The sequence below is a fragment of the Wolbachia endosymbiont of Rhagoletis cingulata genome (assembly GCF_048537655.1).
Classification (GTDB): domain Bacteria; phylum Pseudomonadota; class Alphaproteobacteria; order Rickettsiales; family Anaplasmataceae; genus Wolbachia; species Wolbachia pipientis.
In genome coordinates this window covers 887,290-905,888 of record NZ_CP175927.1, presented here as the reverse complement: position 1 = coordinate 905,888, position 18,599 = coordinate 887,290, and the positions used below count along the sequence as shown (strand labels likewise).

Sequence of the window (18,599 nt, the reverse complement as noted above, 5' to 3'; positions counted from 1 at the left end):
TTTTACTTGCCTAGTCTTACATTGGACTTACCATACGTTTTTCTAACTTCTACTTCAACTAAATCACCACTTGGACCAGGTTTGTTCTTTTTATCAAGCCCTTTATCAGCAGACTTACCATAGGCTAAAAACTTACTTAATGATTCATTATCTCTTTGCTCTAATATAGAACGTATATCATTTGCTTTTTCGGAAGACATGAACTCCTTGATTTGTCTAGAACTAGCCTTATCTAACATTGCCCATACTGGCTCCATAAAACCTTTTTCAACCAAATGCACTGAAAATTTTCCTTGAAAAGAAGAATCTTCCATCATTTCCTCGTCCAATGTGAAAGTACGATGATTATCAAATCCTTCTTTTTTCCACATATGCATAAAAACTTCCACACCAGCACCTAAATAATGCTCTGGACAGTCCTTTATCATGAATTTCAACCAAAGAGAGTAATCATCTTCTGAAATTTCACTTGATTTTAAACAATCAAACAATTCCTGAAATTTACCAAAATTGGGCATGTCTTTCATTTTATTCAAAGATCCATAATGACGATTTTTCTCTAAATCTCTTCTTAAAAGCTCTGGATATCTATTAGGACTTACCTGACTCAGAAAAAACTCAAATATATCAGGATAAATGCGAAAACTAGATCCTGCCGTATAAGCTGCATTTTTCATCAAGATCTCATCCTTCTTTTGAACACTTATTTCATCTTCAGGCAAAGATTTTATCTTATTCCAAAAGAATTCCACTGCTTCTACTCTTTGCCAATCTACTGCACAATCAAGCCCATACTCATATGGATGACGGTCCCTCAAATCCAGTTTATCAAGATACCCACTAATGAAATGTGACCAAAATTGAGCTAAAGGACCTTCTCCATAGCACTTAACTAAGCGGCGATACTCAAGCAAACTGCCACCACCTTTAGCAGACAATTTCTCTTTTCTTTCCTCAAATATAGCTCGTATTTCATCCTCCAAACAACACTCACATGCAATTTGGTATCTAACAGTACCAAAAGGATTTGGATTACTATCTGAACTGGGTGCAATTAATTTTCTGCCTACCACTTGTCTATTAAGCTTCACTCCATGCAAATTATTGACTTCTTCCCAGCAATCTTTACTAGATAACACTCGTGCAAGAAAATTATTTCTTATTTCACCATACCCCTCATGTATCATCCAATGTGCATAGCACCAACGCTCAATCTGAAGGAGCTTAGATGCCCTATGAGGATCATCTTCCTTAATAGACGAAAACAAAACTTCTGAAATATCCCGACGGTCCATAATTACCTCCTTTTGAACAATGAAAGAATGTTGTACTCTTCACGTACCATAATGAATAAGTCCAATATATTTTGGGTATATTATCCCACCTTTAAAACTTGTCAATTACTATTTTAGAAAAATTTTCTAACCTAAAGTGGTTTTTAGTAAAAGGCTCTTAATAGGCTTATATAAGGTCTTTTGTTCACTTTTAAATTCTGTTTTTTATAAGTCTACCTTAATTATTATTCTAAAATAAACTGGTATTAATTTAACAATATATGTCATTAATAACTTAAATAATATGATCACTTCCGGCAACCAAAACCAAGGGCAGTGAGAAGTGTTTTTCTTGGAATCGGTTGGTCTACCATGTGTACCATACGAACTTTTTTATATGGTGATTCTACCATACGCTAAAATCAGCTATATTAGCCTACTTCATCCATATCTACATACGAACTGTTTTGCCTAAGCTTATGGAAATAATTTAAATCTTCTATTTTTATAACCTTATTTTTACGCAACTTGTTCTCAAAAATATACGATCTTTTTTGAAGGAGTAAATAATTCAATTCTTTATAACACTAGCTAGCATGGTATCTTCACTAAAATATTTTTTGAAAAAGTTAGTTGACTTATAAATAATTCTCTATTAATATTGGCATGTGTTTATTCATTTTGCTGAAGTTGCTCCTTACAAGTTTGTTGTAAAAAAACTTCAGCAGTTTCCGTACTCCTTTAAAGCATAATCCATCATGCTCTTATAGTAGTGATATCAAATATAGGTCTTAACCATGTTAATTTATAGTAAAATTAGCTCAAATTTGGAGTCATAAGCAACTTTTAACCTATCTACATACTCCATTGTTACTCACCATAAAAACTTAACAAAAATATAAGTAGTAAAAAGATTATGGTTATTGATTTAATGTTATATATTGCATATAATGTATTATTTATGTTTAGAGGGGTAAGTATGGGTGAGTCTACTGGAATGATAAAATCTATCATCATCTTTAATAGGCAACCATTTGCTTGTAATGTGTTGGCTTTTGTACTCTACTTTATCTCTTAGTGAAACTTTAAGTTCCATATCCTGCACACAAAGAAATCCATATTTATACCAACATTCGTTATGGGGAACACAAATGATAAATTTATTTAACTTCGCAATTATAGGCAAAAACAGCTCTTTTTCATGTGTTTCATAACTAACGGAAATTTGTATTAGAAAAATTATGCTTGCATCAGCCTTTATTCATGCTAGTTATTGTACATAATGTATTTATAGATTGAGGGAATATGGTGTTAGAATATATTTTAGATACTAAGCAAGTTTATAAAAAAAAGCCATTTGGTCAGTTAGCTGATGAAGAACAGCATACAGAACGTTTTGGTCAGTACACCATTGAAGGTAATGCATCATCGTTAAGTCAAGAACAAAGTGATGATGACTGGCATGAGTCCGTTATTGAAGACAAAAATACTGTTGTTGAAAGTTCTTTTATTCCAGAAAACTCAATTTTGATGAATTTAGCAAATCTGTTAACTGAGAGCGAAAAAGTTTCGATTGATGAATTTCATGAAAAGATGGAAAGTATAATGAGAGGTTGTCCGGAAACTAGTAAATTCAAGCATATTCCCTCTTTAACATAACCCTACTCATAGCTAGGTATATGAAATTCTCAGTGGATGTTGTGAGTAAATCATACTCCTTCGATAGCCTTCTATTCCTATTAACCCAAGCAAAAGTCCTTTCTACAACCCATCTTCTTGGCTGTACTTTAAACCCTTGTTCTCTTGTTGGTAGTAGCTCAGGTGGCGTATCTTTGTGCACCCAAAATCTACATGGAGGCCTTTTAACAATTTCAATATCTATGTCATATTCTTCCTTTATGTGATTCTTTAAATTTCTTCCTTGGTATCCCATGTCAGCCCACATTTTTTTAACTTTAGTATATTTTGTTCTCATATTGTTTAATGCTATTTTAATACCATCTCTATCATTTTCGTTAGCAGCGCCTACGTAACAACCTAGTATAAAACCCTGAGTGTCTGTAATTATATGCCTTTTTCTACCCTTTACTTTTTTACTTCCATCATAGCCTTTGATCCCCCCTTTTCTGTAGTCTTTACAGATTGACTATCTACTATACAGGCACTCGGCTGCTCATTCCTTCCTATTTTTCTTCTACTATATTTTGTAATTTCATAATTCATTTTCTCAAAAATTCCCTGCTTCTTCCATTGCCTGAACTGCTCATACACAGTCTTCCATAGCGGAAAATCATTTGGTAAATACCGCCATTGACACCCTGTACGCAATACATAGAAAATTGCTTCTAATATTTCTCTTTTGCTATACTTTGGCGGCCTTCCTCCTTTCTTGTATGATACTCTGAAGTGTTTTTCTATTCTTGCCCATTCCCTTTCGCTTAGATCTGTTGGATACTTTTTTCTCATCTTTACCCCGTACTAAAATTTCAGATATTATAGCCTTTTACTTGTTTCCGGACAACCTCTGAAACGGTTTCATGAAAATAGATACGAAAATTCTGCAAAGGTAACTCTAGAAAAGATGGAACGTTTAATAGATGAATATTTGAAAAGAAAAATAAAGCTAAATTTACGCTGTGATCAATATGAATGCACTGTGTCAAATTTTGTATTCAAAAAAATAATTGATATTGCTAATGCCAGTAGTGTTATGCGTATAACGCCTACTACTAGATCACGGTATAAAAATGATAGAGAAGAGGCAATAGATGAGTGGGAAGAAGCTTTAGAACCTTTATTCAATATTGTCAATAAGCTACTATCAGCAGGTGCAAAAATAGAGTCTGATTTTTACAATGATAGAATGATAGATGAAATTATGTGGGGAAGTGATGAGCCTATTTTTACAGAGTGTAAAAAAATTAAGGACAAACTGAAAAGTATCGCATATGAAGGTTTAATAAATAAGAATGAACAAGTTCAAGATGATGATCTGAAAGTAGAAGTAGATAACAATCTTGTTTTTTTCAGATGGCCACAAAATAGTATCGTTGAAGTTACAAAGGTTATGAATAGTAAGGTGAATGAAAATTTCAGTATAGAAAGTAGCATCTTACAGATCGGGGAAAGTATAATAAGAGTTGAAAGCATAGGAAGAAAAAGAAATTATACAGATGTCTTAGGAGGTGGCATTGAAATGTCCTTTATCACTGAAGTAGGCAAGATTAGTATTCATCTATGTCCTAGTGATGAAGGTAGTAATATAATAAAAGTAAATCTTGATGAAGAGAACCAGGAGAAGTTTGACAAATTAAAAGATCAATCAAGTTTAGGGGAAAGCTGCCTTTTAGGAGGGAAAAGTGTTCTACAAGCTATAAAAGATAAAGGTTTTGAAAGAAACGGTCAAATACTTATAGAGTTAGCTGAAACTATTAAACAATCAGATTTTGTAGTGAAAGAATCAGGTATTCCATCTACTCTTATGAGGCCAATCAATAGTTTAGACCAACTGCAAAAGATGGGGGCTTCGAAAGAAATAGCAGTGTGTTAATAAAGTCAACTAAAATTATTAAACAAAAGAAAGATCTTGGAGGGTAAAAAAATTGATGTATCTTCAAAGCAAGATTTTTTGAGGTATAAACCATACGCTCAAGGTGAGGAGAAATAGTAGGGGAATAAGTGTTGAGTTAATAATTTAGAGGTTCTTCTAAAGAAATTATTTTCCTTTCTTGGTATTTATTCTTTTATAGATATAGCCTTTTGTGTTTGATTCAAAAAAGACTGACTGCTCCACACTTTCTACTTTCTCGAATTTTGTGTTTGATTGAATTGACTTTTATGATATCTACAGAATTTCCTTTATCAAACCAACTACATGATTCAACGGAAGAAGGGCTATCAGAAACATTAGGCTGTTACGCAATAATTTTGAAACTCTGAGGTCGTTTCACATGTAAGTTAAGATTATCACTATTTTCATTATACAATTAAGCTTTTAACACTGATTTTCCTCAATTTCTAGCACATCTATCTCCTGTTGCTTTTGTAAATTAAGACCATAAAATTTCTCTAATTGCTCACTCCACAACACCGGTATTTCTCTCAAATCAACTAATTTCAAATTTCTTGGCTGCCTCCCATTTACTATATCTTCTTTAATCTTTGGTGCTAAATAATTTCACCTTTTCTTTCCCTATTAAGAACTTCACAAACTCAAGATTTTCATGGTTATAACTGACAGCATGGTGCACAGCCATCTTCTCGACGTACATAATTAACATTAGCCCCTTTATCAAGTTGAGCTTCTACTCCACTGCGGTCTTTTCTCTTGACAGCATCAAGAAGTAATTCATTTCTTAGTAAACTTTCAACTTCTTCATGTCCTCCATCATTTGCAAGTTCCAATGGTGATCTATTATTGGAATTTTTAATATCAATTCTTGCTCCTTTTTCTATGAGAAACTCTACAGCTGATAAATGTCCTTCCTTGGCAGCATAGTAGACTGATCTGTGGTTTTAGAATTAATAAATGATTCTTGTTGTTGCTTTTATATTAGAAGCTTTACAATCCCTAGATATCCTTTATTGGTAGCATAATGCAAAGGAGTCCAATTGTTTTTACCTTTTGTACCAACTTCTACTCCCTTATTAAGAGAAAACTTTACAATATCGATATTTCAAAAATCAGCTGCAATATGAATAGGCTTGTTTTCGTCATTAGTTTTAGTGTTAAACCCTACACCTTTATTATTTACTAAAAATTTTGTTACTTCTAAGCTATCAAACTTAGCTGGATGGTGCACAGCCATCTTGACCAAAAAATCATCCCCCTATCGCGTTCTTATCATTATGCCTTATACCCTGTATTACACCTTCAGATATAGTCATTTGGAGAGTAGACCGGCGGAACTTCCCCACCAGTCTCTCGCAGAACTGTGCATGAACCTCGCGACTCACACAGCTCCCATTATTCAGTCTTTTGACCTAAAGCTAGTGTCCAGTGGTAAAAAGTATTTGTCCCTTCTTTCCTCATTTTTCCTAGAAGTTGCCTCGCTAGTCTTCCATGATTTCGAAGCTTCTTATACTTTCTTCTGACCCACTTTTCTAGGTGCTGCTCTATGTTTCTCAGAGGTTTATATATCTCTTTCCTGTAAAACCTGCCATAGTACTGATACCAGCCTCTGACTATTGGATTTACTGTCTTTGATATTTCCTCTAATGTTTTGTGTGTATTTCGTAGTATTTTCCAGGACCTTATGGTTGTAGTAATATTTTTCTTGGCCTTGTTGCTAATTGCGGGAAGAAATGAAACAAAATGCTTTCCTATTTTATTTCTTGCTAACCTGGGTCTAAATGTGTAACCCAGAAAATCAAAACTTTGTTTAGGAAATTCATTTTTCCTATTGTCATCCTTGCAGTACACAATTTGTGTCTTTGCAGGATGTAATTTTAGCTTATACTCAGCCAGTCTTTCTTCAATTGCTACCCTCATAAATTCCGCCTGTCTACTACTCTTGCAGTGCACTATCGCATCATCTACATACCTCTCAAATGGTATTGTTGGGCACTTTCGTCTCATCCACTCATCAAATACATGATGCATAAATATGTTTGAGATCAGCGGGCTTATTGAACCTCCTTGCGGAACTCCTTTATCCCTAACTACCTTACTTCCATCTGCTTGCTGAATTGGCGCTTTCATCCATCTTTCAACATACAGTATGACCCATTTGCAGTCTGTGTGCCTTTTGATAGCTCGCAATGCCAACTCGTGGTCCAAATTGTCGAAAAATCCTGCTATATCAAGATCTATCGTCCAATCGTACCACCAGCATCTTTTCCTCGCAGTTCCTACCGCATCCAGTGCAGATTTGTTTGGTCTATAACCATATGAATCTTCATGAAACTTCGGGTCTACTAACGGTTCTAGATACATTGTAGCTGCTGTCTGCGCTATCCTGTCCGATACTGAAGGGACACATAAAATTCTTTGTCCCCCTTCTGTACCTTTTGGTATTGCTACAGCTTTTACAGGCTCTGGAAAATAACTTCCAGATGACATTCGATTCCATAGCTTGTACAGATTATCTTTTAGATTTTCTTCAAACTTTGTTATCGTAACCTCATCTACACCAGCAGCACCCTTATTTTTCGATACTTGTTTATAAGCTCTCCAAATAACTTGCTTCGGTATATCAAAAGACTTTGTTTTACTCATTAACTCCTCCCTTTCGGTTGATAAATAATTAAAACTGAATAACTCAGCCCCTTCGCTCCATTTCCATTACAGAAATTTCTTCACTACTACGAGCTGATCCGCCCCTGTTCTTCGCATCGGTACTCTCATCCTTGAAGTTTAGCTTCTTGGATTTCTCCCTTATCATCGAAATGACAGGTTCCCGCAGTTCTACACAATAGCCCAAAATGGATCCGCGCCACCTATATGCCGGACGCCATCTATCCAGTAAACAAGTTTCCGATAGATTTATCCCAGGTTAGGCTAGAACACCTGGTTTTGACATCTTCTATGAAGTTTCGACACTTCATCAGTGGTTCATTTGCATTCGCCTCTCCATTTTACACATGACGCATAATTGCGCCTTTTCCATAACGCTCACTACCATGGCTCTTTACCAAAGCAGCTTATGGCTGTTTGAAGCCTGCTCTTGTAAACCGGCTCCGAGGGACCTACCCTCATCTATTGTGCAGCTTCAACTGATCGCTTCTACGGCACACCTGACCCATCAGCATCTAAAATTATTCCTTTGAGCGCTCCCATCCGCAAATGTTCTAATGTTATCGCATGTTTGTTTCTCATTAGCTGTAAATGGTCGGTTATTACATCTGCCAGCGCTTTAAGTTCACTTTCTGATCCAAATGCCCTTATTCCTTGTACTTCTTCTGGCAGCACCACATCATCATGTGGAATATGTGGAATCGTAAATGTTCTTACCTTTCTTTTTCCTCTTTTTCCTACTGTTGCTGGTGCTCCTGGAACTTGTGTTGGTAATAGACTTAAAACTCCGTTATGTTCTTCTATGGTAATATGTCTAAATCTTACTGACCTACTTGGAAATAAATTTAAATTTTCAACACGTCCATAATTTATCGGCAATATATTCATCGCATTTGTTAGTGCCGTCATGCTAAATGCTGTATTTGTAAATGGATTTTGCATTCTTTTTCTCCTTATTAATTTTAGTTAAACTCCTTTGCGGATAATGATCCCTCGTCCTTCAAGTTGCTTTATTGCTGCAGTTTTCTGCTCTTCAGTGATATTTGCTGGCCAGACAACTGCATGATCAGCTAGCATTGCTATACGTGTAATGATTACTGCTTTGGTGTTTTCCGTTGCGTTTACATCACTTGTTATTACACCTATCGCTCCATCTGTGGCAGTTGGATTTATTATCTTAACCATGCTATCTTTATCGAGAGCCACTACTGTACCAAGCTTTAGGTTCTGCCCTTTTGCTACTGTTATCTGATCTCTTGAATATAGACTTGACACCTCATACTTTAATAGGTCACCAAGGTTATTTTGTTCTGTTATACTACTCATTTTGCTTTTCTCCCTTTGTTTAAATGCCTACGACTTTTTGCTACTTCCATCATCAAATCTTCTGATGAATTCTGTGGTATTGCACTCAGTATTTCTGTCTTCTTCGTTCGCTCTGCAAGTAACTCCATTAAAACTTCCCTGGCTTGCTCAACACTTACGCTTTGCTCAATAAATTCTCCTATCTTTTCTGGCATCTTCGATAAATTACATAAACGTATTAATTCAAGAACTTCATTACGATACTTAGTCAAATTATCAGTTTCTAGGTCAGTTGTAGTTTGTTCATTCATAGTAATACTCCTGTTTTTATTAATAGATGAAAGAATTGTCATTCCGTCTGCAAGACCAATATCCACAGCGTTCTTGCCAAAATATAGCCCTGCCTTTGTTGATCGAATTTTTTCAATTGAAAGACCTCTGTTCCTTGCTATTAGCCGCACAAACATTTCATATAGTCGGTCTACTTCTTTTTGTAAGCTTTCCAGACTTTCAGACGTCACTGGCTCATGCGGATTTAAATCATTTTTTCTACTTCCTGCAAATACTGTGGTATATTTTATTCCACATTTTTCATCAAATCCACTTTGATCTATATGACTTGCTATTACTCCTATACTTCCTACTCCTGAAGTTCTACTCAAAAATACCTTTTCAGCGCTTGAAGCTATAGCATATGCAGCAGAGTATGCATCATCATTTGCTATCGCTATTATCCTCTTTTTTCCTCTTGCACTATAGATAAAATCAGCCAAGTCGAAAATACCGTTTACTTCTCCTCCTGGGCTATCTATTTCCAGTATAATTGTCTCTATACTACTATCTGCTAATCCTTGTGTAATTTGTTCTTCTATTTGCTCATATGATGTCATCCCGAGCATTTCATCAAACGCACCTGGTTTTTTCGTCAAGATTCCATGAATTGGTATAATTGCAGTTCTTTCTACGTTACTTTTGATGGAGTGCTTTATGTTTTTAAACGTGGGATGTTTTTGATTGCTCAATGACAATAGCTCAAAACTTCTTGGCTCAAGCATTAATGGTTTTCCTAAGAGCATCATAATCCTTTACAATCAGAGTCAAACATTAAGTTGAGACTATTTGCACGTTTTTGATCTTCTGCTATTTCTTGGTCAATTTCTTCTACATCGTAACCCATTTCTGATACTACTTCTGCTCGACTCTTAAATCCATTCCTTACTGCCATCTGTTGTGCTTGCTGGTCTTTGAGTGGATCCACCCAATCAAATCCCTGTGGTATCCATTTTACATCTTTAAATATTTGATTATCTGTTGTAGAAAGCTCTCCAGATAAAGTGGCAAGTTCTAGCCATCTACTCCATACTGGTCTGCAAAATTGGAATACTATAATGTTGTGTTGCAGCATAGCACATCGACGACGAAACTCTATTAATCCCGCTCTGATTGATGAATAATTAACACCGGTTAAATCTCCTGTTAGTTGCTCATATGTTATCCCTGTACCAATCGCTATTGCCCTCAGTTGCTGTCTCATAAACGCTTCATAACTTCCTCCAACATCTGACGGTTCTGAAAATTTTATGTCCTCACCTGGGTCTAAAAGCTGCATTGTTCCAGGTTCCAGGCCAGATAGTGCTACTCCTTGCTCGTTTGATTCAGATTCTCCCATTATATTTGCTTCAGGGTCGAGCCTGGTAATAAATCCTGCAAACATTGCTGCTGTTTTTTTTCTTACCAGCTCTGCATCATCGTATTGATCAAGTTCGTAGAGCTTTAGCAGTATATTAGAAAGCCATGGCTCTCCTCTAATTTGCCCAGGTCTCAGTGGTTTATAGATATGTAAAACATCATTTGCTGGCACTCTCACTGATTCTCCAAACATACTTTCACCAGGGTGTTCTTTAAATAGGTAGTATGCTTCTCTTTGCCCAAGTCTATTGAACTCAATCCCGTTTCTTATTACATTACCATTGGCTAGTGTTTGATTACCCTTATTATCTAAATGCTCTGATTCCAGTACTTGCAATTGTAATGGTACAGAAAATCTATCTTCCAGCTTTCTTGTTCGGAGTCGTACAAAACATTCTCCTCCTTCTATCATGCTCCTACATACTAGAGCTTGTAATCCATAAAAATCACTTATTCCGCTGCTGTCTGCTTCATCTGTCCATTTTAGCCATAATTCTTGTACTTTCTTTCGAAATTCTCCATCCCTTGCTTTTGATTGCGGTTTTATTCCTGTTCCAATAGAGTTACTTACTATTGTATCAATGATATTTGCTGCATATGGGTTTTTTCTCACCATATCACGTGATCTACTACGTAAAGTTTCAAGGCTTTGAGACAGCAAATTGTTTATACTTCCTAACTCTGGTTGAAAGTGAAAAAATCTTCTTCCTGAGCCTGCTGCATCCCATGCAGAGCTTTTTATCTTTGGTTTGTTAAATAATTGCTTGAAGGTTTTGAGCAGCATTTATAAAATTCCTTTACTCGTTGAAAAAACAATTTTCCTCTTTGGCCTCATGCCTGCAACTTTTAACCCCGCTTTTATTCGTTGCCTGAGCTCCAATAAATCCTTTATTTGAACTTCCCCGTACCGCACAACATGGTCACCATATGCAATTGAGACAACTCTTTCTCCGCTTTGCAGTTTTTGAATTGCTTTCTCAACTTGAGTTAAATATTCTTCACTGTACATTTTGATTACCAAGCCACTTACTCTGTCTTACTTTTTTAGGCTTTTTGCTTTCCATTTTTCCACTCAAACTATTCCATTTACTCTCTGGCCAACGATCAATTCCAAGCGCAATAGATGCTGCTCTCGCATAAATTCGGCAATCTAGTACTTCATTTCTTTCTCTTACCTTTTGCCACTCTTGTTTGGTGTATCCTTTTACCACTTTGCTGACTAATTGTTCTGCCGTTAGCTGCTTAAAATATTCAGGTGCATACTCAGGAAAATGACAGTATCCAGGTAGAGCTTTTCCTTCTTCTTTCAAAATATTAAGTAGCTGAAAAAGCTCTGACTTTAATATCGATACTCCTACTGGCCAGAGCTTTATTCCTCTTTTCAGCTTTTGACCACCAACTGTTATATCTACTCTACTTGGGCTACTAAGTGGTACTAACGCTTTATTTACACCTTTCACTGCCATTACTCTTCCAGATCCTTGATGACCTCTTACCCAATTGTATACTTCCTGCGTCGCATACCCAGCATCAACCGCCATCATACTTATCATATATTCAAGCCCATTTTCACCGATAAAATGATGATTTAAGAGCTCAGAGAGTTTTCCCCATACTTCCCTACCTCCTGTATCTCCTTCAAATACTCGGTAGTCTATTGACCAACTTTCACGGCTTTTTCCCCATGCTACAACTTCTACTTCTAACCGATCTTTTTGTACATCTACTCCTGCTGTGAGAACTACTTCACCTTTTGGTACTGTGCCTACGGGAAAAAATTCTCTTCTGTTAAATAGTTGCTTCCAGTCCGGTACTTCTCCTTTATCTACCCAAGTTTCTCCAAGCGTTGTATTTATCCAAACTTTCAGTAATTGTTCACTCTCTTTTGCATGCAGAAAATCCTCTACTGCTTGTTGCCAACTATACCAACCTACTGGACTATAAAGACTTGAAAGATGAAATCCTTTTTTTTCACCTTTTACTCTATTAGTAGGTCTCCATTCTCCACGTTCAAGCATCTCTGTCTTTTGATGATTTTCTATCTTTTTACCACATTCTATACATATATAGTGTGCTGTATTTGGATTTTTATCTTCCCATTTTATTTGTGACCATTTTAAAATTTGGTAATAATTACAATACGGACATGGTACAAAAAAATATCTCTTATCTGTTGCTTCAAATTCTTTCTCAATTCTGCTTATTCCATGAATCGTTGGTGTTGACACTAAAAAAATCTTTCGCCTTGCAAAGGTATTAGTTCGAGCAATACTGAGCAGCACTGGATCTCCTTCTCCTCCTGAATCTCCTGGATAAGCATCAATCTCATCAAGAAAGAGATACTTTACTGGCATAGATCTCAGTCCTACACTGCTGTTTGCTCCAGTTATTACTACTATTCCACCTGGAAATTCCTTACTTTGTACAGTATTCCCTGAATCTCTTGATCTTGGGTCTTTTACTTTACTTTTTAAACATGGTGTACTTTCTATTAACGGCGCAAATCTTCCTTTTGACCAACGCTTTCCCATTTCAACTGTTGGCTGTACTACCAGCATTGGTCCTGGTGTCTGATCTATGATATAGCCAATCCAGTTATTACCAGCTTCTGTTCCCCCAATCTGCGCTCCTTTCATGAATACTACTTTTTCTGCTGGTGAGGACGGAGAAAGTGAATCCATGATTTCTTTAAGGTATGGCGTTCTTTCCGTTCTCCATTTACCTGGCTCTGATGCTGCAGTTGCTGCTAGAACTCGATACTCATTCGCCCACTCTGATACTTTAAGTTGCGGGTCTGGTCTTAAACCTTCAGAAAAAGATTTGGCGTATATCATTGTCTGCATCTACTCATAATTGGTTCTAACTCAACATCATTAACAGTAGAACTTATTTCTCCAGACTCCTCCAGTTCCATAAACATCTTTTTCTGAAATTCGTTTTCTATATATCTTTTGCTCATCTCACTTATGATTATTGCTATAATAAGCGCAAATATTCCTGTTATTGTTGCAAAAATGATAGCATTTCCCATTGTTGTTATTAACCCTATATATACTGCTACTGCTATTGCGCTGGCTGTAATGTAGATGCAGATAATATTGTTATGTTTTTTCATTCTTTTATCTGCTATTTCTCTCTGTACTATATATTTGTTATGAAGGGTTGGAAAATTAACAACGGTGTCTCTGCAGAGTAACGCTCCATTTTTTTCAGTAAATAAAACTTTAAGTAACTCTAAATTATTTGACTTGATTGCTAAATGTAAAACAGGTGTATAATTTGCTCCTTTTTTCAGTAGTAATTTTACTACATGTAAATGTCCTTTTTCTGCAGCAAGGTAAATTGGTGATAGACTTTTATTGTTTGAAATATCAATATCGATTTCTTCTTTTAAAATTGCATCTACAAGCTCAATTTCTCCTCTTTGTGCAGCTAAATGTAGTAGACTATTCTTCTCAGAACCATATTTATTACTCATCAAAGCCTTCTTTATCTCAGGTTTAGCATAATCGAATGGTGTCTTGCCGCTATCGTCTTTTACCAGAGGGTCTATATCTTCTCGCGTCAGTAAAACTTCTATTGTTTTAAGTCTTTCAGCGTAATGTAGTGGCGTTTTATTTTCGTAGTCTTGTAGATTCACTTGAGCATTAGGCTCCTTTATTAAGCATTTGAGGATATCAAGACATAAGTCTCTTTCATCATAATTAGTATTACTTACAGCTATATGAACAGGTGACAATTTCATTGAGTTTTGTCCCATGCGTGCGCTATTTAGGAGAGTAGACCAGTGGAACTTCCCCACCAGTCTCTCGCAAAACTGTACGTAAACCTCTTGATTTATACAGCTTCCATTATTCAGCCTTTTGGCCTAACCCTAGTGTCCAGTGATAGAAAATATCCGGAGACCTCTTTCTCACCTTTCCTAGAAATTGTCTTGCTAGTCTTCCGTGACTCCTGAGTCTCTTATATTTCCTTTTCACCCACTTTTCTAGATGCCGCTCTATATTCTTTAGAGATTTGTATACTTCAGTTCTGTAAAATTTGCCATAGTACTGATACCAGCCTCTGACTATTGGATTTACTTTTCCTGACATCTCCTCTAATGTTATATGCGTATTTCGTAGCATTTTCCATGACCTTATGGTTGTAGTAATCTTTTTCTTGGCCTTGTTGCTAATTGCTGGGAGAAATGAGACAAAATATTTCCCTATTTTATTTCTTGCTAACCTGGGTCTGAATGTGTAACCCAGAAAATCAAAACTTTGTTTAGGAAATCCACCACTCCTATTGTCATCCTTACAGTACACTATCTGTGTCTTTTCAGGATGTAATTTCAACTTATACTCAGCCAATCTTTCTTCGATCATTACTTTCACAAACTCTGCCTGTTTCTCTGTTCTGCAGTGCACTATCGCATCATCCACATACCTCTCAAATGGTACCGTCGGGTAGTTCTTTTTCATCCATATATCAAACACATGATGCATGAATATATTAGAGATGATTGGGCTAACTGAACCTCCTTGCGGAACTCCTTTATCCCTAACTACCTTACTGCCATCTGCTTGCTGAATGGGGGCTTTCATCCACCTCTCAACATACAGTATGACCCATTTGCAGTCTGTGTGCTTTTTGATAGCTTGCAATGCCAAGCCGTGGTCCAAATTGTCGAAAAATCCAGATATATCAAGATCTATCGTCCAATCGTACCTCCAGCATCTTTTACGAGCTGTATCTACCGCATCCAGTGCAGACTTATTTGGTCTATAACCATATGAATCCTCATGAAATTTTGGTTCTACCAGCGGCTCTAGATACATAGCAGCAGCCGTTTGCCCTATCCTGTCGAATACTGAAGGAACACATAAAATTCTTTGCCCTCCTGTATCTTTTGGTATCGCAACAGCTTTTACCGGCTCTGGAAAATAACTTCCGGATGACATCCTATTCCATAGTTTGTACAGATTATCTTTTAGATTTTCTTCAACCTTTGTTATCGAAACCTCATCCACACCAGCAGCACCTTTATTTTTCGATACTTGTTTATAAGCTCTCCAAATAAGTTGCTTTGATATATCAAAAGACTTTGTTTTACTCATTAACTCCTCCCTTTCGGTTGATAAATCATTAAAACTAAATAACTCAGCCCCTTCTCTCGATTTCCATTACAGAAACTTCTTCACTACTACGAGCTGATCCGCCCCTGTTTTTCGCATCGGTACTCTCATCCTTAGAGTTTAGCTCCTTGGATTTCTCCCTTATCATCGAAACGACAGGTTCCCGTAGTTCCACACAATAGCCTGAAATGGATTCATGCCACCTTTATGCCGGACGCCATCTATCCAGTAAACAAGCTCCCGATAGATTTATCCCAGGTTACAAACGACCCCCTGGTTTTGACGTCATTTAAAAGGCTTCGACACTTCATCAGTGGTTCACTTTCGTTCATCTCTCTATTCCTTACATGACATATAATTATGCCTTTTCCATAACGCTCACTACCTTGGCTCTTTACCAAAGCAGCTTATGGTTGTTTGAAGCCTGCTCTTGTAAACCGGCTCCGAGGGACCTACCCTCATCTACTGTGCAGCTTTTGCACTTAGTTTGCTCTTACTTGAACATTCTTTGTATCTCTACGGCACACCATCTGCTCCTAGCTTGAGCAGTAACTTTACTATCTCCAATTTTTTATTATTAACTGCATAGTGCATTGGTGTCTGATTTCGTGCATCAAAGACATCAATTTCAGCGTTTCCTTCTTTTACTAAAATTTTAACAACATTTCCATGTCCTATGCCTGCTGCTAGATGTAATGGCGTATGATGCAAAGCATTTCGTACATTAACGTCAATACCTTTTCCTATCAAATATTTAACTGCATTAACTTCACCTATCATTGCAGCTAAATGAAGTAAACTATCTTGTTCTGACCCGTACTTGTTATTAATTAGCGCTTGTAATATTTCTGCTTTTTTCCCTTCTTTGGCGTAATCAAGAGATGTTTTACCTTCATTATCTTCCACAAAAGGATTAATATTCTTCTTCGTGAGTAATAAATCCACCATGCTTAACTCGTCAAACTCTATAGCGCAATGCAGTGGAGTTTTTCCGTTTAACCCTCTGACATTAACATCTAATCCAGGTTGATTAATGAGGCATTTTATTAACTCTAAACTTAAGTTATCAGCCATTTTATATTCAAAATCTTTTTTATATTTGAAATTTAGTATTAGATAATTCTTGTAATGAGTTTGTAATCTCTTCGGTTAGCGCCATATGAATCTTTTCAGTGTCACTCAGTGATGCAAGCAATGCTGAAACTCTATTTGGAATATTAAGCAAATTATTACGAACAACTCTTGCTACGTTAAATGCTTCAGTTTTTACCTCTTCAATTGACACAAATTTGCCTATTTCAGCTTTCACTTTAGCTTCCAAAAGTTTACCACGCTCCGTTTCATTTTTTATTCGCGTTTTTAGCAATATCGTTGAAAGTTTTTCTCCGCGCTCTTTTCTCCTAAGTGGTTGACTTGGATCTCTTATTGCTGCTACCGCTTCATTTGCTTGTTCTCGGTCAATAAGTCCATCTTCCAGCTCAACTATTCCTTTTTTTACTAAAGAACAGACATATTGCCTCGAAAACCCTTTTTCCCTTGCCCACTCTGCTTGCGTAATTCTCACCTTTTTTTCTCCTTTTTAGCACTGCTCAGCTATAATTTCGTAAGTAGTTAACATTTGAAATATGTCTAACGCTAAAGAAGGCCTGAGGTCAGGACCACCAAATCCTCCAGCCTAGCTGAAAGGACCCACTTTTTATGATATTTCCAACGTATTGAAATCTTTACTAAAATTCATAACATAGAACATTAATGCTAAAGAATCTGCTTCATTATCATCTGTTGGACAAAAACCCTTTTCCTGCACTGCTTCAATTACATCAGCTTTACTTGCATTGCCCTTGCCAGTTATAAAACGTTTAATAGTCTTAACCGAAACACCTTGATAGGGAATATTACTTTCTTCGCACCAAGCAGAAAGGTGTGCTAAAAACCCTCCATAGATATGTGCAGCATCAGTTCCCAAGTGTCTTCTCACTTCTTCAAAGTATACAACTTCAATGCCTGGAAATTTATACTTAAGTGAATTAAGCCAATTACGAAAATTTAAAAACTGCATTCCACCACCACTAAACCTGCTAACATGAAAACTCTTACTTCCACTTTGCACTATTCCATCATTTAAAATAGTCCAGCCGGTTTGTTTGCCAAGATCTAGGGTGAGCATTTCCTTTCAATTGCCGAGTACATATATATACAAGATTTGAAAAAATTACGTCCAAAAAATCTTTAATTTTCGAAATTTAACAACTAACATAAAAACTCTTTTACAGCCAGTTTGTTTACCAAGATCCAGTGAGCTTTCAATTGTTGTGTACATATATACACAAGATTTGAAAAATTTTCGTCCAAAAAATCTTCAAATTTTTAGGAATTTTTTTTATAATTCTTGAATTTGAAGACCTTTCAAACGGGTTTCTCTACTTTTAGAGGTTTTTATTATTCTACTCTTATATTTTATATGTTTTTATATATGTGTATATTTTTATATATGTATTATATATATATTATATATAAGGGTTTCAGGAAGCTAGAATCCTCCATATTGGAGGACTTCAGATATGCCGTTCCTAGGAACGGTTTTAGGAACGCATGGTGAAAACCTGCCATACAGGCTAATTCTAGATTCCTGATTCCTAATTCCTGATTTAGGAAGCCAGTAATTAGGAACGGAACTTAAGGTTATAGAGAGCATACTTTTCAACTATTTTCCTCTTAAAAATTTAAGCTATTCTTTTAATAGCGAAATCCACATTTTTAGCTCTTTAGGTGATATTGAATTTCAAAATATGAAATTCTTATATATTTTTAATATAACTTTAGGAAGCCTGAGCTACCCATTCTTAAAAATATTGAAATCCATTTAAAATAGATTCCAAAAACCTAAACTGTATTATTTTAAATTGCATCAGTATTATTCTCAAAAAAAAATAACAGAATATCAATAGATTAAAAATCGCATCAGTATTATTTATTTTT

The 18,599-nt window shown here is 36.0% G+C and carries 17 protein-coding genes and 6 pseudogenes; 2 read left to right on the top strand and 21 right to left on the bottom strand.

Annotated features, from left to right (window positions below):
- Positions 1-2 precede the first annotated feature (2 nt).
- The gene (locus ACJZL3_RS04280) at positions 3-1,295 is read right to left on the bottom strand and encodes a hypothetical protein (RefSeq protein WP_419198620.1); all 1,293 of its coding nucleotides are present in this window, start codon (positions 1,293-1,295) and stop codon (positions 3-5) included.
- A gap of 1,284 nt (positions 1,296-2,579) precedes the next feature.
- Between ACJZL3_RS04280 and ACJZL3_RS04275 the strand changes: the two genes are divergently transcribed.
- A complete protein-coding gene (locus ACJZL3_RS04275; RefSeq protein ID WP_419198619.1) occupies positions 2,580-2,933 on the top strand; it encodes a hypothetical protein in 354 nt (117 codons plus the stop codon).
- Here the strand turns inward: ACJZL3_RS04275 and ACJZL3_RS04270 are convergent.
- Positions 2,908-3,740, bottom strand: a pseudogene (locus ACJZL3_RS04270) (IS5 family transposase). The gene ACJZL3_RS04275 and the pseudogene ACJZL3_RS04270 overlap by 26 nt on opposite strands.
- A 115-nt stretch (positions 3,741-3,855) precedes the next feature.
- Between ACJZL3_RS04270 and ACJZL3_RS04265 the strand changes: the two are divergent.
- The gene (locus tag ACJZL3_RS04265; RefSeq protein ID WP_419198618.1) at positions 3,856-4,824 is read left to right on the top strand and encodes a hypothetical protein; all 969 of its coding nucleotides are present in this window, start codon (positions 3,856-3,858) and stop codon (positions 4,822-4,824) included.
- A gap of 444 nt (positions 4,825-5,268) precedes the next feature.
- On the opposite strand, the pseudogene ACJZL3_RS04260 reads toward ACJZL3_RS04265, so the two are convergent.
- The 19 genes and pseudogenes from ACJZL3_RS04260 to ACJZL3_RS04170 all read right to left on the bottom strand — a co-directional run.
- Positions 5,269-5,451, bottom strand: a pseudogene (locus ACJZL3_RS04260) (hypothetical protein); the annotation flags it as partial.
- Positions 5,452-5,501: 50 nt separating this feature from the next.
- On the bottom strand, positions 5,502-5,678 hold the full coding sequence (locus ACJZL3_RS04255) for a hypothetical protein (protein ID WP_007552506.1): 177 nt from the start codon (positions 5,676-5,678) through the stop codon (positions 5,502-5,504).
- Between the two features lie 12 nt (positions 5,679-5,690).
- Positions 5,691-5,738 (bottom strand): annotated as a pseudogene (locus tag ACJZL3_RS04250) (hypothetical protein); the annotation flags it as partial.
- An 83-nt stretch (positions 5,739-5,821) separates the two neighbouring features.
- A complete protein-coding gene (locus ACJZL3_RS04245) occupies positions 5,822-5,941 on the bottom strand; it encodes an ankyrin repeat domain-containing protein (RefSeq protein ID WP_353285524.1) in 120 nt (39 codons plus the stop codon).
- Between the two features lie 9 nt (positions 5,942-5,950).
- Positions 5,951-6,091 carry a hypothetical protein gene (locus ACJZL3_RS04240; protein ID WP_353277769.1) on the bottom strand — a complete coding sequence of 47 codons (141 nt, stop codon included), beginning with the start codon at positions 6,089-6,091 and terminating at the stop codon, positions 5,951-5,953.
- A gap of 149 nt (positions 6,092-6,240) precedes the next feature.
- The gene (gene ltrA, locus ACJZL3_RS04235; protein ID WP_419198617.1) at positions 6,241-7,491 is read right to left on the bottom strand and encodes a group II intron reverse transcriptase/maturase; all 1,251 of its coding nucleotides are present in this window, start codon (positions 7,489-7,491) and stop codon (positions 6,241-6,243) included.
- 43 nt (positions 7,492-7,534) lie between these two features.
- Positions 7,535-7,657, bottom strand: coding sequence for a hypothetical protein (locus ACJZL3_RS04230; RefSeq protein ID WP_419198591.1), 123 nt, complete (start codon positions 7,655-7,657; stop codon positions 7,535-7,537).
- Between the two features lie 353 nt (positions 7,658-8,010).
- Positions 8,011-8,451 (bottom strand): annotated as a pseudogene (locus ACJZL3_RS04225) (major capsid protein); the annotation flags it as partial.
- A gap of 24 nt (positions 8,452-8,475) precedes the next feature.
- Positions 8,476-8,835, bottom strand: a complete 360-nt coding sequence (locus ACJZL3_RS04220; protein ID WP_419198616.1) for a head decoration protein — start codon at positions 8,833-8,835, stop codon at positions 8,476-8,478.
- Positions 8,832-9,890: a S49 family peptidase gene (locus tag ACJZL3_RS04215; protein WP_419198965.1), complete on the bottom strand. Its 1,059-nt coding sequence runs from the start codon at positions 9,888-9,890 to the stop codon at positions 8,832-8,834. Before ACJZL3_RS04215 ends, ACJZL3_RS04220 begins: the two co-directional genes overlap by 4 nt.
- Complete coding sequence (locus tag ACJZL3_RS04210; RefSeq protein ID WP_419198615.1) at positions 9,890-11,287, bottom strand: phage portal protein; 1,398 nt, start codon at positions 11,285-11,287, stop codon at positions 9,890-9,892. Before ACJZL3_RS04210 ends, ACJZL3_RS04215 begins: the two co-directional genes overlap by 1 nt.
- Positions 11,288-11,512 (bottom strand): gpW family head-tail joining protein, encoded by a 225-nt coding sequence (locus ACJZL3_RS04205; RefSeq protein ID WP_191110931.1) that lies wholly within the window; start codon positions 11,510-11,512, stop codon positions 11,288-11,290.
- Entirely contained in the window at positions 11,502-13,337 is a 1,836-nt protein-coding gene (locus ACJZL3_RS04200) for a phage terminase large subunit family protein (protein ID WP_419198614.1), read from the bottom strand. Before ACJZL3_RS04200 ends, ACJZL3_RS04205 begins: the two co-directional genes overlap by 11 nt.
- Positions 13,334-14,278: pseudogene (locus tag ACJZL3_RS04195) on the bottom strand (ankyrin repeat domain-containing protein); the annotation flags it as partial. The gene ACJZL3_RS04200 and the pseudogene ACJZL3_RS04195, both read right to left, overlap by 4 nt.
- Before the next feature lie 76 nt (positions 14,279-14,354).
- Complete coding sequence (gene ltrA, locus ACJZL3_RS04190) at positions 14,355-15,602, bottom strand: group II intron reverse transcriptase/maturase (RefSeq protein WP_419198601.1); 1,248 nt, start codon at positions 15,600-15,602, stop codon at positions 14,355-14,357.
- A gap of 43 nt (positions 15,603-15,645) precedes the next feature.
- The gene (locus tag ACJZL3_RS04185) at positions 15,646-15,768 is read right to left on the bottom strand and encodes a hypothetical protein (RefSeq protein WP_419198602.1); all 123 of its coding nucleotides are present in this window, start codon (positions 15,766-15,768) and stop codon (positions 15,646-15,648) included.
- Between the two features lie 380 nt (positions 15,769-16,148).
- Positions 16,149-16,694, bottom strand: a pseudogene (locus ACJZL3_RS04180) (ankyrin repeat domain-containing protein); the annotation flags it as partial.
- Between the two features lie 19 nt (positions 16,695-16,713).
- Complete coding sequence (locus ACJZL3_RS04175) at positions 16,714-17,184, bottom strand: hypothetical protein (protein WP_236514593.1); 471 nt, start codon at positions 17,182-17,184, stop codon at positions 16,714-16,716.
- A gap of 132 nt (positions 17,185-17,316) precedes the next feature.
- Positions 17,317-17,787: a hypothetical protein gene (locus ACJZL3_RS04170; RefSeq protein ID WP_015587746.1), complete on the bottom strand. Its 471-nt coding sequence runs from the start codon at positions 17,785-17,787 to the stop codon at positions 17,317-17,319.
- Positions 17,788-18,599: the final 812 nt, after the last annotated feature.

What these genes read in the sequence shown, in the direction of transcription:
- ACJZL3_RS04280 (WP_419198620.1), bottom strand. Translation starts at nt 1,295, where the DNA reads ATGGACCGTCGGGATATTTCAGAAGTTTTGTTTTCGTCTATTAAGGAA.
- ACJZL3_RS04275 (WP_419198619.1), top strand. Translation starts at nt 2,580, where the DNA reads ATGGTGTTAGAATATATTTTAGATACTAAGCAAGTTTATAAAAAAAAG.
- ACJZL3_RS04265 (WP_419198618.1), top strand. Translation starts at nt 3,856, where the DNA reads ATGGAACGTTTAATAGATGAATATTTGAAAAGAAAAATAAAGCTAAAT.
- ltrA (WP_419198617.1), bottom strand. Translation starts at nt 7,491, where the DNA reads ATGAGTAAAACAAAGTCTTTTGATATACCGAAGCAAGTTATTTGGAGA.
- ACJZL3_RS04230 (WP_419198591.1), bottom strand. Translation starts at nt 7,657, where the DNA reads ATGATAAGGGAGAAATCCAAGAAGCTAAACTTCAAGGATGAGAGTACC.
- ACJZL3_RS04220 (WP_419198616.1), bottom strand. Translation starts at nt 8,835, where the DNA reads ATGAGTAGTATAACAGAACAAAATAACCTTGGTGACCTATTAAAGTAT.
- ACJZL3_RS04215 (WP_419198965.1), bottom strand. Translation starts at nt 9,890, where the DNA reads ATGCTCTTAGGAAAACCATTAATGCTTGAGCCAAGAAGTTTTGAGCTA.
- ACJZL3_RS04210 (WP_419198615.1), bottom strand. Translation starts at nt 11,287, where the DNA reads ATGCTGCTCAAAACCTTCAAGCAATTATTTAACAAACCAAAGATAAAA.
- ACJZL3_RS04205 (WP_191110931.1), bottom strand. Translation starts at nt 11,512, where the DNA reads ATGTACAGTGAAGAATATTTAACTCAAGTTGAGAAAGCAATTCAAAAA.
- ACJZL3_RS04200 (WP_419198614.1), bottom strand. Translation starts at nt 13,337, where the DNA reads ATGATATACGCCAAATCTTTTTCTGAAGGTTTAAGACCAGACCCGCAA.
- ltrA (WP_419198601.1), bottom strand. Translation starts at nt 15,602, where the DNA reads ATGAGTAAAACAAAGTCTTTTGATATATCAAAGCAACTTATTTGGAGA.
- ACJZL3_RS04185 (WP_419198602.1), bottom strand. Translation starts at nt 15,768, where the DNA reads ATGATAAGGGAGAAATCCAAGGAGCTAAACTCTAAGGATGAGAGTACC.
- ACJZL3_RS04170 (WP_015587746.1), bottom strand. Translation starts at nt 17,787, where the DNA reads ATGCTCACCCTAGATCTTGGCAAACAAACCGGCTGGACTATTTTAAAT.